The 16961-nt window shown below is 72.2% G+C and carries 14 protein-coding genes; 9 read left to right on the top strand and 5 right to left on the bottom strand.

The annotated features are described in order from the left end of the window. The 4 genes from dnaE to VIB11_RS07610 form a co-directional block, all read left to right on the top strand. Window positions 1–2176: DNA polymerase III subunit alpha (gene dnaE, locus VIB11_RS07595; protein ID WP_332029932.1), on the top strand; the 2176-nt coding region annotated here is incomplete at its 5' end. Between the two features lie 179 nt (window positions 2177–2355). Continuing rightward, entirely contained in the window at window positions 2356–4092 is a 1737-nt protein-coding gene (locus VIB11_RS07600) for a bifunctional metallophosphatase/5'-nucleotidase (protein ID WP_332029934.1), read from the top strand. 119 nt (window positions 4093–4211) lie between these two features. After that, the gene (locus VIB11_RS07605) at window positions 4212–6338 is read left to right on the top strand and encodes a S9 family peptidase (RefSeq protein ID WP_332029936.1); all 2127 of its coding nucleotides are present in this window, start codon (window positions 4212–4214) and stop codon (window positions 6336–6338) included. A 92-nt stretch (window positions 6339–6430) separates the two neighbouring features. After that, window positions 6431–8566, top strand: coding sequence for an ATP-binding SpoIIE family protein phosphatase (locus VIB11_RS07610; protein ID WP_332029938.1), 2136 nt, complete (start codon window positions 6431–6433; stop codon window positions 8564–8566). Window positions 8567–8580: 14 nt separating this feature from the next. On the opposite strand, the gene VIB11_RS07615 is transcribed toward VIB11_RS07610, so the two are convergent. Both VIB11_RS07615 and VIB11_RS07620 read right to left on the bottom strand, forming a co-directional pair. Next, complete coding sequence (locus VIB11_RS07615) at window positions 8581–8964, bottom strand: hypothetical protein (protein WP_332029940.1); 384 nt, start codon at window positions 8962–8964, stop codon at window positions 8581–8583. A 257-nt stretch (window positions 8965–9221) separates the two neighbouring features. After that, window positions 9222–10229: a magnesium transporter gene (locus VIB11_RS07620; protein ID WP_332029942.1), complete on the bottom strand. Its 1008-nt coding sequence runs from the start codon at window positions 10227–10229 to the stop codon at window positions 9222–9224. Between the two features lie 201 nt (window positions 10230–10430). On the opposite strand from VIB11_RS07620, the gene VIB11_RS07625 reads away from it, so the two are divergent. Continuing rightward, a complete protein-coding gene (locus tag VIB11_RS07625) occupies window positions 10431–11135 on the top strand; it encodes a hypothetical protein (RefSeq protein WP_332029944.1) in 705 nt (234 codons plus the stop codon). 24 nt (window positions 11136–11159) lie between these two features. Here VIB11_RS07625 and VIB11_RS07630 read toward each other — a convergent pair whose 3' ends face one another. Then, window positions 11160–11969 carry a UbiA family prenyltransferase gene (locus VIB11_RS07630; RefSeq protein ID WP_332029946.1) on the bottom strand — a complete coding sequence of 270 codons (810 nt, stop codon included), beginning with the start codon at window positions 11967–11969 and terminating at the stop codon, window positions 11160–11162. A gap of 76 nt (window positions 11970–12045) precedes the next feature. Here VIB11_RS07630 and VIB11_RS07635 point away from each other — a divergent pair, with 76 nt between their 5' ends. From VIB11_RS07635 to idi, 4 genes are read left to right on the top strand one after another with little or no spacing between them, the layout of a single operon-like run. Beyond that, window positions 12046–13104: a type III polyketide synthase gene (locus VIB11_RS07635; RefSeq protein ID WP_332029947.1), complete on the top strand. Its 1059-nt coding sequence runs from the start codon at window positions 12046–12048 to the stop codon at window positions 13102–13104. A 9-nt stretch (window positions 13105–13113) separates the two neighbouring features. Continuing rightward, window positions 13114–13677, top strand: coding sequence for an isoprenylcysteine carboxyl methyltransferase family protein (locus tag VIB11_RS07640; protein WP_332029949.1), 564 nt, complete (start codon window positions 13114–13116; stop codon window positions 13675–13677). 13 nt (window positions 13678–13690) lie between these two features. Then, window positions 13691–14758: an NAD(P)/FAD-dependent oxidoreductase gene (locus VIB11_RS07645; RefSeq protein WP_332029951.1), complete on the top strand. Its 1068-nt coding sequence runs from the start codon at window positions 13691–13693 to the stop codon at window positions 14756–14758. After that, window positions 14755–15351, top strand: a complete 597-nt coding sequence (gene idi / locus VIB11_RS07650; protein WP_332029953.1) for an isopentenyl-diphosphate Delta-isomerase — start codon at window positions 14755–14757, stop codon at window positions 15349–15351. The genes VIB11_RS07645 and idi overlap by 4 nt, the downstream gene beginning before the upstream one ends. Before the next feature lie 18 nt (window positions 15352–15369). Here the strand turns inward: idi and VIB11_RS07655 are convergent, their stop codons facing one another. Together VIB11_RS07655 and VIB11_RS07660 are read right to left on the bottom strand one after the other, a co-directional pair. Further along, entirely contained in the window at window positions 15370–15675 is a 306-nt protein-coding gene (locus VIB11_RS07655) for a hypothetical protein (protein WP_332029955.1), read from the bottom strand. A gap of 62 nt (window positions 15676–15737) precedes the next feature. Then, entirely contained in the window at window positions 15738–16727 is a 990-nt protein-coding gene (locus VIB11_RS07660) for an aminoglycoside phosphotransferase family protein (RefSeq protein ID WP_332029957.1), read from the bottom strand. Window positions 16728–16961: the final 234 nt, after the last annotated feature.

A 16961-nucleotide genomic window follows, 5' to 3' on the forward strand; every position in this document is an offset into this window, starting at 1 on the left:
CAAGGACGCCTCCCGCGTCATGGGGCACCCCTTCGCCATGGGCGAGAAGCTCACCAAGGCGATGCCACCGGACGTCATGGGCAAGGGTGTCCCGCTGTCCGGCATCTACGACCCGCAGCACGCCCGCTACGGCGAGGGAGCCGAGTTCCGTGCGCTCGTGGAGTCCGAGCCGCACGCGAAGGAGGTCGTCGAGACCGCGCGCGGCCTCGAGGGTCTGAAGCGTCAGTGGGGAGTGCACGCGGCCGGCGTCATCATGTCGAGCGAGCCGCTCATCGACGTGATCCCGATCATGCGCCGGGAGCAGGACGGCCAGATCATCACGCAGTTCGACTACCCGAGCTGCGAGACGCTCGGCCTGGTCAAGATGGACTTCCTGGGCCTGCGCAACCTCACGATCCTCGACGACGCCATCGAGAACATCCGGATGAACCGCGACGAGGACATCGACCTCGACGCGCTGTCCAAGGACATGACCGACAAGGCGACCTACGACCTGCTCGGTCGCGGCGACACCCTCGGCGTCTTCCAGCTCGACGGCGGGGGCATGCGCTCGCTCCTGCGCCTGATGCAGCCCGACAACTTCGAGGACATCTCGGCGGCGCTCGCGCTCTACCGGCCCGGCCCGATGGGCGCCAACGCCCACACGAACTTCGCCCTGCGCAAGAACGGCAAGCAGGACATCGACTACATCCACCCCGACCTCACCGAGGCGCTCAAGCCCATCCTGGGCATGACCTACGGCCTGATCATCTATCAGGAGCAGGTCATGGAGATCGCCCAGAAGCTCGCGGGCTACACCCTCGGCAACGCGGACCTCCTCCGCCGTGCGATGGGCAAGAAGAAGAAGGAGGTCCTCGACGCCGAGTACGTCAACTTCGAGCAGGGCATGCTCGACAACGGGTACTCCAAGGAGTCCATCAAGACCCTGTGGAGCATCCTGCTCCCGTTCTCGGACTACGCGTTCAACAAGGCGCACACCGCCGCCTACGGCCTGGTCTCGTACTGGACGGGATACCTCAAGGCGAACTACCCGGCCGAGTACATGGCTGCGCTGCTGACCAGCGTGCGCGACGACAAGGACAAGTCGGCGCTCTACCTCGGCGAGTGCCGTCGCATGGGCATCAAGGTGCTGCCGCCGGACGTCAACGAGTCCGTGGCCAACTTCGCCGCGGTCGGCACCGACATCCGCTTCGGCCTCGAGGCCATCCGCAACGTCGGCCGCAACGTCGTCGACGCGATCGTGGCGGCACGCGAGGACAAGGGCCGCTTCACCTCGTTCAAGGACTTCCTGTCCAAGTGCCCGGCCGTGGTGTGCAACAAGCGCACCGTCGAGTCGCTGATCCGCGGCGGCGCGTTCGACGGGATGCAGGAGACCCGGCAGGGCCTCGTCCGGGTCCACGAGGACTACATCGACCACTTCATCGACATCAAGCGCCAGGAGGCGATCGGGCAGGACTCGCTCTTCGGCGGGTTCGGTGACGACACCGGCGGCGACGCGTTCGAGGTCTCCGTGCTGCCGCCCATCCCGACGTCGGAGTGGGACAAGCAGACGCTGCTCGGCTTCGAGCGCGAGATGCTCGGCCTCTACGTCTCCGACCACCCGCTGTTCGGCATCGAGCACGTGCTCTCGCAGCACGCCGACACCTCGATCGCGTCGCTGATGGGGGAGGACGGCAAGCCCGAGGGCTCGACCGTGACGATCGCCGGCCTCATCACCGGCCTGCAGGTCAAGCGGACCAAGAAGGGTGACCTCTGGGCGATCGTCACCGTCGAGGATCTCGAGGGCGCGATCGAGTGCCTGTTCTTCCCCTCGGCCTACATGACCGTCTCGACCATGCTCGGCCACGACAAGGTGGTCGTCGTCAAGGGGCGCGTCAACCGCCGCGACGACACGGTGTCGATCTACGCCTCGGACCTCACGCTCCCCGACATCACCGACGGCCCTCGCGGGCCCGTGGTGGTGACGATGGAGACCACCCGGGCCACGTCCGGCAAGATCGAGCAGCTCAAGACCGTGCTCAGCTCGCACCCGGGTTCCACAGAGGTGCACGTGCGGCTCAGCCAACCGGGCCGGTCCCTGCTCATGAAGCTCGACGACAGCTACCGGGTCAACGCCACTGAGGCCCTCTTCGGCGACCTCAAGGTCATCCTCGGCTCCCGCTGCCTGTCCGGCTGAGGTCGTCGCGAGATTCGCCGCCGCGCAAAGGCACTGTATGCCGCGCGGCTGGGCTACTGTGACGCCCGTTGCCTGGGGGGCGCCCACCGGTCTCCTCCCGGACAGCGTCCCGTCACATGGCTGGTGCAGCCTTCGGCTGTCCGGCCACGGCGCCGCGGCGCCGCTCACCAGGAGAACCGATGACCCGACTCAACGTCCGCGCGCTCGGCGCCGGCCTCGCGGCGGCCGCCACCGCGGCAACGCTCGCGTCCGTGCCGGCCACCGCGTCGGCCGCGACCAAGCCGGCCAAGCCGAAGCTCGCGACCGTCCAGCTGCTGTCCTTCAACGACTACCACGGCCACCTCGAAGCAACGGACGGTCCGCTCAGCAGGGCGCAGGACCCGACCCAGACCCCCGTCGGGGGTGCCGAGTACCTCGCCATGAAGCTCGCTGCCCTGCGCGACACGGTGGGCGACGGTCGGAGCCTGACCGTCGCGGCCGGTGACCTCATCGGCGGGTCGACCTTCCTCTCCGGGCTGTTCCACGACGAGCCATCGGTCGAGACCCTCAACGCGATGGGTCTCGATGTCAGCAGCGTGGGCAACCACGAGTTCGACGAGGGGACGCAGGAGCTGCTGCGCATGCAGCACGGCGGCTGCCACCCCGAGGACGGCTGCTACTTCCCCGACGAGCCGTACCAGGGCGCCGACTTCCAGTGGCTCGCCGCCAACGTGGTGAAGAAGGGCACGGGCGAGAGCCTCCTGCCGGGGACGAGCATCAAGAAGGTCAGCGGCGTCAAGGTGGGCTTCATCGGCATGACCCTCGAGGCCACCAACACCCTCGTGAGCCCGGCCGGCGTCGCCTCGGTCGACTTCAAGGACGAGGTCGAGACCGCCAACGCGCAGGCGGCCGCCCTCAAGGCGCAGGGCGTCGAGGCCATCGTGGTGCTGCTGCACGAGGGCGGCTACCAGAGCGGCACCGTCAACGGCTGCACCGGCATCTCGGCGCCGATCGCCCAGATCGCCGCCCAGATGAGTGCCGAGGTCGACCAGATCATCTCCGGCCACACCCACCAGGGCTACATCTGTTCCCTGCCCGACCCCGAGGGCAACCCGCGCCTCGTGACCAGCGCCGCCGACTACGGCCGCGCGGTGACGGAGACGACCCTGAAGATCGACCGCAGGACCGGAGAGGTCGACCGGGCCAGCGCGGTCGCGGTCAACCACCTCGTCGACCGCGCCGCGGCCGACCCGGAGCAGACCGACATCATCGCCAAGTGGAACAGCCTCGCGGGACCGCTCAAGGCGAAGGTCGTGGGCACGCACACCGAGGACATCCTGGGCGACTCCAGCGGCAACCGCGGCATCGAGACGCCCATGGCCGACCTGGTCGCCGACGCCATCCTGTGGGGGACCGCAGGGGACAAGGGCGGGGCCCAGATCGCGTTCATGAACGTGGGCGGAGTCCGCGAGGACCTGCCGATGGCGCCGAAGTACGGCGAGGGCGCCGGTGAGGTCACCTTCGCCGAGGCCTACGACGTCGCCCCCTTCGGGAACCTGCTCAACTCCCTCGACCTGACCGGCGCCCAGATCGAGGAGGTGCTGGAGCAGCAGTACCAGCCCATCGCCGCGCGTGGGTCGCGCCCGATGCTGGCCCTCGGCGTCTCCGAGGGCTTCACCTACGAGTGGGACGCCAGCCAGCCGCAGGGCAGCCGCGTCGTGCCGGGCTCGATGATCCTCAACGGAGCGCCCATCGACCTGGCCGCGACCTACCGTGTGGGAACCCTGAGCTTCCTGGCGCAGGGCGGGGACTCCTTCTCCGCCTTCACGCAGGGCACGAACCTGCTCGGCGGTCCCGAGGACCTGGCCAACCTCGTGGACTACCTCGAGGTTCACCCGGGCCTGACGGCCCCGGAGAGCCGGGTCGCCGGTCTCTGACCCACGTGCCACGGCCACGGCGAGGGCCGCACCCGACGGGTGCGGCCCTCGCTGCCGTGGGAGCCCCAGGGGACACGGCGCGCGCGTGGGCGCACGCCGCGCGGCATACAGTGAGCGCCATGCCGACCCCGCCCTCAGCCCCTCGCCGCGAGCACGTCCGCGAGCACCACGGCGACGCCGTCGTGGACCCCTACGAGTGGCTGCGCGACAAGTCCGACCCGGCGGTCATCGCGCACCTCGAGGCGGAGAACGCCTACGCCGAGGAGATGACGAGCCACCTCGAGCCCCTCCGGCAGGCCCTCTTCGAGGAGATCCGGTCCCGCACGCAGGAGACCGACCTCAGCGTCCCCGTGCGCAGCGGCGACTGGTGGTACTACACGCGGACCTTCGAGAACGCCCAGTACGCCGCGCACTGCCGCTCACCGCACACGGAGCCGGGGACACGGCCCAACCCCGAGCCCGGCAGCCCGGTCGAGGGCGAGCAGCTGCTGCTCGACGGCAACGCCGAGGCCGAGGGGCACGAGTTCTTCTCGCTCGGGGCCCTCACCGTCAGCGCCGACCACCGGTGGCTGGCGTATGCCGTGGACACCGAGGGCGACGAGCGCTTCGCGCTCAAGGTCAAGGACCTCTCGACCGGCGGGGTCGTCGACGAGGCGGTCACCGGCATCGGGTACGGCGCGGCCTTCTCGCTCGACGCCCGCCACGTGTTCTACCTCCGCGTGGACGAGGCCTGGCGCCCCCACCAGCTCTGGCGGCACGAGGTCGGCACCCCGGCGGAGGCAGACGTCCTGGTCTACGAGGAGCCCGACCCCAGGTTCTGGATGGGGGTCGGTGTGTCGCGCGACGACCGCTGGCTGATGCTCGGCATCGGGTCCAAGACGACGTCCGAGGTCAGGCTCCTCGACGCGGCCGAGCCGACGGGCGAGTTCCGGCCGGTGGCCCCTCGTCGCGAGGGCGTCGAGTACGAGGTGGAGCCGGCTCACGACCGGCTGCTCATCGTCCACAACGCCGACTCGCCGGACTCCGACCTGGCGTGGGCGCCGCTGACGTGCTCCTCGCACGAGGAGTGGCGGCCGCTGCTGGGCTCGGAGCCGGGCGAGCGGTTCTCCGGGATCGACGCCTTCGACGACTTCGCCGTGCTGTCGCTGCGCACGAACGGGCTGACAGCGGTCCGGGTACTGCCGCGTGACGCGGGGTCGGAGACCGGGTTCGGCGCGGGCCACGACCTGCCGTTCGACGAGCCGGTCTACCAGGTCGGGCTCGGCGACAACCCCGAGAGCGACACCGCGACCATCCAGGTGGTCTTCGAGTCGATGGTGACGCCCAAGACCGTCCTCGACTACACGCTCGCTTCCCGTGAGTGGGAGGTCCTCAAGCGCCAGCCCGTCCTCGGTGGCTACGACCCCTCGGCGTACGAGCAGCGTCGCGAGTGGGCGACGGCCCACGACGGCACGCCGGTGCCGATCTCCGTGGTGTACCCGGCCGGGGCGGAGCCCGACGGCACCCGAGCGGGACTGCTCACGGCGTACGGCTCGTACGAGGCCTCGTCCGACCCCTACTTCTCCGTCGCGCGGCTGTCGCTGCTCCAGCGCGGGTTCGTCTACGCGATCGCACACGTCCGCGGTGGGGGCGAGATGGGACGGGCGTGGTACGACCACGGCAAGCTCCTGCACAAGAAGAACACCTTCACCGACTTCGTCGACTGCGCCGCCCATCTCATCGACTCGGGGTGGGTCGCCCCGGATCGCCTTGCCGCAGAGGGTGGTTCGGCGGGTGGACTGCTCATCGGGGCGGCGGTCAACCTCGCTCCCGAGCGGTTCCGGGCGGTCCACGCGTCGGTGCCCTTCGTCGACGCGCTCACCACGATCCTCGACCCGACGCTGCCGCTGACCGTGGTCGAGTGGGAGGAGTGGGGGAACCCGCTGGAGGATCCGGAGGTGTACGCCTACATGAAGGAGTACACGCCCTACGAGAACGTCCGGCCGGCGCAGTACCCCGCGATCCTGGCGACGACGAGCCTCAACGACACCCGCGTCTACTTCACCGAGCCCGCCAAGTGGGTGGCGGCGCTGCGGGCCACCGTGACGAACGACCCCCAGGAGCGGCCGATCCTGTTGCGCACCGAGATGGTCGCCGGGCACGGCGGGCGCAGCGGGCGGTACGACGCCTGGCGGCAGCTCGCCTGGGAGTGGGCGTTCCTGATCGACCAAGTCGGTCAGGAGCGCACAAGCAGCCACGGATCCTGACGAAAGCCACCGGAGCCGGGCCCGACGGGTCTAGGCTCGGAGCGGTGCCAGGGGGGCGGCGCCGGCTGTGGTGGCCGAAGGGCGGTACGTCAGTGGACGAGGGGGAGGGCCTCAGCGCGGTCGGGCTCGCCCGCACGTGCGACTGGTCGACCACGCCGCTCGGGCCGCGAGAGGGCTGGCCGCCGGTCGTCGAGCACCTCGTGAGCACCCTGCTCGAGGCACCGGTCCCGCTCTGCTACCAGCACGGCCCGAGCCTGGCCATGGTCTACAACGACGCGTTCGCCGCCCTGCTCGGCCGCAAGCACCCGGAGGCCTTCGCCGCCCCCACGCACGAGGTGGTCGCGGAGGTCTGGGACCGGCCCAACGTGGGACCAGCCTTCCGGCGCGTGCTCGAGCGCGGCGAGGGTTTCCTCGAGGACGGCGCACAGCTTCGACTGAGGCGTGGCCGCGACGGTCCCCGCGATGTCGACACCGGTTACTACCTCCGGGCCGGCTCGCCGGTGCGGGACTCCGACGGCACGGTGCTCGGGGTGTTCCACGTCGTCCTCGAGACCACGGTCGGCGTGGAACGCCTCCACGGTGTCGCGGACCTCGCGTCGGCGCTCGCGGTCGCCGTGACCGTGGACGACGTCTGCAAGGTGGCCCTCCGTCATGCTCTCCAGGCGCTGCCCGCGGACGAGGTGCTGTTGTGCCTGCCACCCGGTGGGGCGGGGTCGTGGCGGGCAACCCGGCGCCGGGCGGACGAGCAGTTCTCGGAAGCCGAGGAGCGGCTACCCCTGGTGTGGACCGACCTTCCGGCGCCCGAGGTCGAGGTCATCGGAGAGCTGCTGGCCTCGGGCCTTGTGGCGTTCGGCCAGGGCCGGCTGGTCCTGCCGATGGCCATCGACGGCACCCAGGGAGCGATCGTGCTGCGGCTGGACGCCGCACCCGTCGCGGCTGAGGCCGAGATGGCGCTGGCTTCGGCGGCGGCCCTCGTCGGCCAGGCACTCGGCCGGGCGCGGATCTTCGACAGGGAACGCAGCAACGCCGAGGCGCTGCAACGGGCCATGCTCCCTCTGGTGCTGCCGCAGCCGGAGTCGTTCACCCTCGCCGGACAGTACGAACCAGTCGCCACCGGCGCGGTCGTCGGCGGCGACTTCTACGATGCCTTCGGCCTCCGGGATGGCCGGCTGGCCCTCCTCATCGGGGACGTGGTGGGCCGCGGTGTCGCCGCAGCCACGGTCATGGGGCAGATCCGCGCCGCGGCCCGGGGCGCAGCCCTCTCCAGCCCCGAGCCCGCTTCGGTGATGGCCGCGCTGGACACCATGGTCGAGGGGCTGGATGAGATGTGGCCGGAATCGGTGTCGCTGGGCGCTGCACCCGACCAGGCCGGCCGGTTCCTGCCCAGCGGCTTCGGCGGCGAGCTGTTCGTCACCATGCTCTACGGCCTCCTCGACCCGGCCACCGGGGAGATCGTGCTCGCCAGCGCGGGCCACTGCCCCCCAGCCGTCGTACCACGCCGTCCACGGCGTGCCGGAGTCGGCGGGCGCGACGACACCGGCGGCGCGCGCCTGGTGGAGCTCACGATCGGCCCGCCCCTGGGCCTGGGCGGGGTTCGGCACGCCCAGGCCGTCCAGCTGATGGACGGCGAGCTGCTCCTGGCCTTCACCGATGGGCTGCTCGAGCGACGCAGCCGGTCCCTCGCCCAGGGGGAGGAGCGCCTCCTCGACGTGCTCGACGCGCTGGATCCGACGAGCGCGCACCGGGCCTGCGAGCTGGTCCTGGAGGAGATGGGCCGTGGCGAGGGCTTCGAGGACGACTGCGCGGTGCTCGCCGTCCGTCGTACGTCGCTGGAGCATCGGAGCGTCACCCTCGTCGTGCCACCACTGCCGGAGGCCGTCCGCCCGGCCCGCGCCTGGGCCCGACTGCACCTCGACGAATGGGGGGTCGGGGCAGGTGCTCACTTCGCCGTGGTGACGGGGCTTTCCGAGCTGGTCACCAACGCCGTCCTGCACGCCGGCACCGAGGCCAGGGTCACCCTCGAGCTCAACGGTCCGCGACTGGTCGTCACGGTCAGCGACACGGGACGCCGCGGCACGCCGCGGGCAGCTCTCGACATCGCCGCCGCAGCGACGCAGGGCCGTGGGCTGAGCCTGGTCCGATCGGTCAGTGACGCGTTCGGTGCGCACCCGAGCGCCAACGGCTCAACGGTGTGGTTCGAGGTCCAGGTGGGGGAGCCCGCCCGCTGACCGGGCAGCCGGCGTCAGGCCGAGTGCGCCCGACCCTGCCGGTACTCCTGGAGCACCGCGTGGCGCGCGGTCTCGAGGTCCTCGAACCACCGCATCCGCCCGTCGTGCTCGGTGGTGAAGCCGACCACGTAGTCGCCGCGGATCCTCCCGACCTCGACGCCGGACGCGTCCGTCACGAGGTACATTCCCGCCCGACGCGACTGGACCCGCAGGCCGTCGTCGTCGAGGTCAGCGGCGCCGCCGTCGGCGGGGGAGTGGTCGGTGGCTGGTTCGACGGCCTCGGGCTCGACCACCCCGGTCGGCGCCGGGGACTGTGGCTCCGCGGCCGGCCGGACCGCTCCGTGCGTGGTGCGGCGCCCTGGGCGTACCCGCCCGACACGCCTGCGAAGTGTCGACATCACTGACCCCCTGCTCGCTCCGCCTCCGGCGAAGGACTCTCGCCGAGGTCAGACGCTTTCCAAGTAATGGTAAAGAGAGAGTAAAGGATGGGCCGACCCAGCGAAAGCCATTCGCGGGGGACGCGCCGGAGATATCGCCTCTTTGCGGACGAATCTCGAAGGACTTTCGGTTCGGTGACGTCGTTGCGGGCCATTTGTCCGATTTCGCGCCTCCGCTGCAGACCACCACCATGGCCGACCCCCTGCCGACGTCGGCTCTAGACGACGATGGCGGTGGCGATCGCGAAGTAGATCACCAGAGACAGCACGTCCTGGATCACGGTCGCCAGCGGACCGCTGCCGAAGGCTGGGTCCTTGCCGAGGCGGTCCATCGCCCACGGCAGCATCATCGCGACGATCGTGGCCACCCCGCAGGCCGCGAGCAGCGACGCGGAGACCGCGGTGGCCAACGAGGCCGAGCCGAAGACGGCCCACACCGCCGGGAAGCTGGTGAGCCCGAGGAGCACGCCGACGACGAGGCCGGTCAGGACCTCGAGGCGGAAGACCCGGCCTATCGGGACACCGACCGACAGTCCGCGGATCACGAGGGCCTCCGTCTGGGTTCCGACCGCGTCCGCCATGTAGACGATGCCGGGCACGAAGAAGGCGAGCCGGACGTCCTGCTCGATCTGGGACTCGAAGCCGCCCACCACCCAGGCGGCGACGGCCGAGCCGGCGAGCCCGACCAGCAGCCACGGCATGCGGTGCCACAGCCGGCGGCCGAGCGGCTCCTCGGTGGCATGGCGGGCCGAGCTGGTGGACGCCATGTAGCCACCGAGCCGGGCGAGGTCCTCGTCGTGCTCGCGGAGGAGGACACTCAGGAGCCTGGCGGGCGGGACGAGCCCGCGGAACACCCCTTCGGCGTCGACCACGGCCAGGCTGGACTCGCCGTGGCGGACCGCCTTCCACGCGGCCTTCTCCTGGCTCAGCCCCGGGGCCACCACGGGCGGGTCGGCGTCCATCAGGTCCTCCGCGGCCGAGTCGTCGGCGGCGCCGAGCAGGCGCTCGACCGGCAGCAGCCCGAGCAGACGCGGGGACGAGCTCGGGCCGCGGCACACGGCGATGTCAGCGACGCTCTCGTGGGTGCGCCCGACCAGCGCGGAGCGGATCTCACGGGCTCGGTCCGTGGCCGCGCACACGGGCACGTCCACGGCGAGGTAGTGCTCGATGGACCCCGGCAGCAGCGGGGCGACATCGGGGGCTGCGGTGCTGGTTGTGTCCTCCACGAGCCCATGCTGCGCCGAGGGACCTCATCGTTGAAGGGCACGACGGCCCGATCATGGCCCCGCCTGCCCGATATGGCCCCGCCTGCCGGCCGCACCTGGACTCCCGAGTGCGGAGGCGCTCGTCGGCGTCGTGGCGCATGCTGGGGGTGTGCCGCGTGCGGCGGCGTGCGCCGTGGCGGCGCCGTGACCTGGAGGTGGGCCGTGGGATTCCTCGACCGGTTGCTGGGCCGCGAGCCCCGAACGCAGTCGTACACCGGGCCCGTGGCGCCCCGCGACGCGCCGGCGCCACCGCGCGCCGGGGGCCAGGGCGAGGACGAGCGGGCGATCGCGCGCTACCGCTACCTGCTGCGGACCGCGCCCCCGGACCAGATCGAGCGGGTCCACCGCGAGGCGTTCGCGCGCCTGTCGCCCGAGCAGCGCGAGCAGGTGCTCGGCGAGCTGAGCCGTGGGCTCCCCGAGGGGGAGCGGCTCGGCTCCACCGACCCGGCCACCATGGCGCGCGCGGCCACGCGGGCCGAGATGCGCCAGCCCGGCTTCATGGAGCGGACTCTCGGTGGAGCGCAGCGCGGGGGCGTCGGCATGGGCGGAGTCTTCGCCGGCTCGATGCTCGGGAGCATCGCCGGTGTCGTCGTGGGCTCGGCGATCGCCCAGAGCCTGCTCGGCGGGTACCCCGACTCTCCCGAGGCCGAGGGTGACCCGACCGCCGCGGACACCGGTGAGGGGTTGGGCGCCGAGGGGGCGCAGGAGGCTGACCAAGGGAGCGGCGAGGTCGCAGCGGGCGACACTGCGGCCGGGGACTACGGCGGCTCGGACTACGGCGGCGGTTTCGGGGGAGGCGGGGACTTCGGGGGAGGCGGGGACTTCGGTGGCGGCGACTTCGGCGGGGACTTCGGTGGCGGCTTCTAAAGCAGGGTCACCAGCGCAGGACGTCTAGCGCAGCACCAGGGTGGCCACGTCGACGGCTGCGATCCCGACGGCCGCGGCGAAGGGCACACGACCCCTCCCCGCGACCGCGACCCCACACAGCGCCAGGCACAGGAGCAGTGCCCCCCACGCCCACCCGCCGGCGGTGGCCGCGGGCCCGAGCACGGTGACGACGGAGGCGGCGAGGAGCACCACGGGCGCCGACCATCGCAGGTGTCGCGCACCGATTCGGTGGGGAAGCCCTCGCACCCCGGTCTCGAGGTCGTCGCTGAGGTCCGGCAGGGCGTTCAGCAGGTGGGCGCCCACTCCGAGGAGGGCGCCGGCGGCGACCATCCACGCCGGCGGCAGCCGGTGCTCGGGCAGCGCAAGGCTGACCACGGCGGGAAGCGATCCGAACGCCACGGCATACGGCACTGCGGACCACAGCGTGCGCTTGAGGCCGAGGTTGTAGCCCCACCCCGACGCGACCCCCAGGGCCAGGTGCACCGCAGCAGACGCCAGTCCGCAGGCGATCGACAACCCGACGCAGACCACGCCGGCCACACCACATGCCCAACGCACGACACGGGCCGAGACCTCGCCCCGTGCGACCGGTTTGTCGTGGCGGCCGACCTGGCGGTCGCGTCCCGCGTCGATGAGGTCGTTGGACCACCCGATGGTGAGCTGGCCCGCCGCGACGGCCGCGGTGACCAGCGCACCCGTCCGCAGGCTGTGCCCCGCCCCCACACCGAGCAGGGCGGTGAGGGCGGTGACGGCCACGGTGGGCCCGGGATGGCTGGCCCGCAGCAGGGCGCCGAGGGCAGTCGCGGTGGCCACGGGCCGAGCGTACGGGCAGGGCGCGCCACGCGTCATACGCCCGCCACCATCGGGTGTTTGTGCCTAGGGTGGCCGGGTGAGTCACCTTGCCGCCGTCTCCGGCGCCCTTCCTGCTCACCGCTACGCCCAGGCGGAGGTCACGGAGGCGTTCGCCGAGGTCCTGGGGTCGCATGGCGTCAACCGCAGCCTCCTCGAGCGCCTGCACGGCAACGCGGGGGTCAGCCACCGTCACCTTGCCCTGCCCCTGGAGCGGTATGCCGCCCTGACGGACTTCGGTGAGGCGAACGACGAGTTCATCCGTGTCGCCGTCGCCCTCGGGGCCAGGGCGGTCGAGGAGGCCCTCGAGGCCGCCTCGCTGACCGTCGCGGACGTCGACCTGATCGTCTCGACCACCGTCACCGGGCTGGCAGTGCCATCGCTGGACGCTCGCATCGCGGCCCTCATCGGCCTTCGCGAGGACGTGAAACGGGTGCCACTGGTCGGGCTGGGCTGTGTGGCCGGGGCCGCCGGGGTGGCCCGCGTCCACGACCACCTCCTCGGGCACCCCGACGGTGTCGCCGTGCTCCTGTCGGTGGAGCTGTGCAGCCTGACCGTGCAGCGCGACGACACGTCGGTGGCCAACCTCGTGGCCAGCGGACTCTTCGGCGACGGCGCGGCCGCCGTGGTGATGGTGGGTAGCGGACGCGGCGGCGACCGAGTGTTCCCGCGGGTGCTGGCGACCCGCAGCCGGCTCTACCCCGACAGCGAGCGCGCCATGGGCTGGGACGTCGGCGCGACGGGTCTGCGGATCGTGCTGGGTGTGGAGGTGCCCGACCTGGTGCGCGCGAACCTGCGCGACGACGTCGACCGCTTCCTGGCTGGCCACGGGCTGACCCGCGACGACATCGGCTGGTGGGTCGCCCACCCCGGCGGCCCGAAGGTGCTCGAGGCGATGGCGGAGGCGCTCGAGGTGGACCGTGAGGCGCTCGGCGTGACGTGGCGCTCGCTCGACCGCATCGGCAACCTCTCGTCCGCATCCGTTCTGCACGTCCTCGCGGACACGCTGCGCGACCACCCACCGGCGCCCGGAACCCACGGCGTCCTCATGGCGATGGGCCCCGGCTTCTGCCTCGAGCTCGTCCTCCTGCAGGCCTAGGTGACCGACGTGGCGACGTCCGAGCTGTGGTTCACCGGCCTCGTGCTGGCGGTGGGTGTTGAGCGGATCGCCGAGCTGGTCGTGTCGAAGAGGCATGCGGCATGGGCGTTCTCGCGCGGCGGCGTGGAGTTCGGTCGCGCGCACTACCCCGCCATGGTGGTCCTGCACAGCGGGCTGCTGGCGGGGGCGCTGGCCGAGGTGTGGCTCTTCGACCGGCCGTTCGTGCCAGCCCTCGGGTGGCTGATGCTCACCCTCGTCGTCGCCTCGCAGGCCCTGCGCTGGTGGTGCATCGCGACGCTGGGGCAGCAGTGGAACACCCGCGTGATCGTCGTGCCCGGCCTGGCCCTGGTCCGTCGCGGGCCGTACCGCTGGCTGCGGCACCCCAACTACGTCGCCGTCGTGGTCGAGGGCCTCGCGCTGCCCCTCGTGCACTCGGCGTGGGCGACCGCGGCCACCTTCACCCTGCTCAACGCGGCGCTCCTCACCGTCCGGGTCCGCGTCGAGGAGCGGGCCCTCGCCACCGTCATGGCGCCCCGCGACGACGAGGGTGTGCTGGGTCGGGAGCGCCGATGAGGTGGGGACCGCGGTGACGGCGGCCGCGCACGACGTCGTGGTGGTCGGCGGGGGGCCCGTGGGCCTGGCGGCCGCGCTGTATGCCGTGCGGTCAGGACTGTCCGCCGTCGTCCTCGAACCGCGGGCGGGCGTGGTCGACAAGGCCTGCGGCGAAGGGCTCATGCCTGGCGGCGTCCAGGCGCTGGCCGGGCTGGGGGTCGAGGCGACAGGGCGCGACCTGGTGGGGATCCGGTACGTGTCAGGCGGGCGCCTGGCGGAGGCCGACTTCGCCGACGGCCCGGGCCGTGGGGTGCGCCGGACCACTCTGCACGAGCTCCTTCGCGCGGCGCTGGCGAGGGCGGGGGGAGAGGTGCTGCCGTTGGCCGCGGACGAGCTCACACAGACCGGTGAGGGGGTGGTGGTGCAGACCCGTGAGAGCGGCCGCAACGCGGGCCCTGACCTCAGCGGCCGCTACCTGCTCGCGGCGGACGGGCTGCACTCGCCGATCCGCCGGGCGCTCGGGCTGCAGGCCACCGTCCGCGGTCCGCAGCGGTTCGGGCAGCGCCGCCACTACGGCATACCGCCGTGGGGCAGCCACGTGGAGGTGCACTGGGGGTGTCACGGCGAGGCGTACGTGACTCCCGTCGCGGACGGCCTCGTCGGTGTGGCGGTGCTCAGCACCCGCCGTGTGCCCTTCGCCGAGCAGCTCGCCGACTTCCCGATCCTGCAGGAGCGGCTGGCCGGCGCACCGGCAGCCACCGGGGTGCGCGGGGCCGGCCCGCTGCGGCAGCGGGCGGCACGGCGGGTCACGGGCCGGGTGCTGCTCGTGGGCGACGCCGGCGGCTACGTCGATGCCCTGACAGGAGAAGGGATCTCACTCGGCCTGGCCCAGGCCCGGGCTGCGGTGGCAGCCGTGGCCGCAGACCGCCCAGCGGGCTACGAGCGGGAGTGGCGCCGGGTCAGCAGGCGGTATGCCGTGCTGACGCACGCGCTGGTGCAGGCCACGCGTCCGGCATGGGCCCGGAGGGCCGTCGTTCCGGCGGCGGTGGCGCTGCCTGCGGTGTTCCGCGCCGCGGTGAACGAGCTGGGACGGCCTCAGTGAGCGTCGAGTCCGTGGTGCTGCTCGACGCCGCCGGCCGGGCGGTCGGGACCGCGCCGAAGAGCGAAGTGCACCACGGGGATACGCCTCTGCACCTGGCCTTCTCCCTCTACCTGTTCTCGGACGGTGGCGAGCTGCTGCTGACGCGTCGGGCGGACGACAAGGCGACGTTCCCCGGCCTGTGGACCAACTCGGTGTGCGGCCACCCGGCGCCCGGGGAGCGGATGTACGACGCGGTGGTTCGTCGCGCCGGGAGCGAGCTGGGCGCCGCCGTGACGGGCCTGCGGCTCGTGCTGCCTCGCTTCGCGTACCGCGCCGAGATGGGCGGGGTGGTCGAGAACGAGATGTGCCCGGTCTTCGCCGGGTGGGTCGACCGGGGCCGACCCCTGTCGCCGGAACCGTCGGAGGTGGCCGAGACCGCCTGGGTGCCGTGGCCGGTGCTGGCCGCGGACGTTCTCGCCGGTCGTCGAGCGTTGTCCCCGTGGAGTGTCGAGCAGATCCACGCGCTGGCGGCACTGGGGCCGGACCCGGCCTCGTGGGAGCCCGCGGACCCCGGCCTGCTGCCGCCTGCTGCCGTCACCGCCACGGGGGAGTGATGAGCCCGTCCGCGCCACTCACACCGTGGCGACCAGCAGCACCATCGCCACGAGCGTGGTGGGCATGAGCAGCGTCAGGGCAAGAAGCCAGGACACGGAGGAGGGATCGCCGGTCCACGGCTCCCTGGCGCGGGTGGTGGTCATGTCCCGCACGGCCAGCAGCAGCATCAGCGGCCCGAGCGCCTGCACCGCGTGGGCCGGCCAGCCGCTGCCCGCGCCGGCGGTGACGAGCAGCAGGGCGTAGCCGACGGCTGCGACGACCCAGAACCCCGGAAACAGCACCAGGTGCCGCCGCGCCGCCCGAGCCTGCTCGCTCGGCTCCATGAGGTCAGGCTGCCAGACGCCGGCCGGAGAGTCACTGCTGGCGTCGGCGGACGGGCTCCGTCCTAGCGTGGGGGCGAGGACGCGAGGGCCTCGAGGGTGGCTTCCAGCGCCTCCCAGGACCAGGACGTGTCGGCGGTCTCCTCGGCCGCGTGACGGAGCAGCTCGACGAAGACGGCGACGTCGGCCAGCCACCAGGCGAGCTGGTAGGCCGTGAGCAGCTCGGCTCGGAGCGGTCTGCCCGTCAGGGTGGTGTACTCGCCTGAGGCCCTCCCGTCGGTCCGGGTGTGGAGCAGCCAGAGGTCCCGCTCCGGAGGTGCGAGCAGGGCGGTCTCCCAGTCGACCAGAACGGGGCCCTGCGGCGTCCGGATGAGGTTGCCGGGGTGCGGTTCCCCGTGGGTCAGGACGAGGTCCTCCGTCCGCGACCTCGCTCCCGCCACGAGTCCGTCATACCTGCGCCATGCCCTGGCCACATCCTCGGCGTGCCGTGCGACGAGGCGGCGAAGACGCTCGCCGTAGGGTCCGCTCCACACCCCCTCGCCGGCCTCGCCGAGTGCGCTCTGCAGCCGTCCCCGACCCTCCACCTCGAACGTCTCGACGCCGACAGGGCCCCAGGTGCTGTCGCACACGCTGGGCGACAGCTCGTGGAGGGAGCGCAGCATACCGACGAGCTCCGCTGCCTCCACCGGGCTCAGGCCGTCGCCGAAACCTCCCGATCGGCCATGCACAAAGGGGTACAGCGCGATCGCGTAGCCCCCGGGGAGCCGGCGCACCAGCGTCCCGTCGCGCGTCCGCCGCGGGGCCACCACGAAGGAGAGGCCGCAGTCACGAGCCGCCACGGCTACACCGAGTGCAGGGACGAGAGCACCCGGCTCGCCCGTCGGGACCACGTCGACCGAAGCGAACCAGCGCCCGCCCGCCGCGTCGTCCACGCTCCAGTGGTGGCTGCCGTACCCCACGGGAAGGTAGGTCGCCGTGACCGCCCGGACGCCCCAACCCTCGGACACGGCGAGGGCCACCGCATCGTCGGTGAGGTCACCAGGTGGGCTCTGCACAGGGTCAAACGTAGGGAGTGACGGCCAGGCGCCGCATCACCTCGTCATCCACGGACCCATGCCAACCATCGCGGCGTCGAACCAGTCGCCGAGCCAGCGGCGCATCTGGATGATCCCGGCGTGCTGCTCGTCTCGGATGGACGACGAGGTCGTTGACCTCGTCGTGCTCGGCCAGGCCCCGGACGAGCAGCTGCTGCGACATCATCACGGCTATCATGTGGTGGGTGGCGACCA

Source organism: Pedococcus sp., assembly GCF_036554925.1.
Lineage (GTDB): Bacteria > Actinomycetota > Actinomycetes > Actinomycetales > Dermatophilaceae > Pedococcus_A.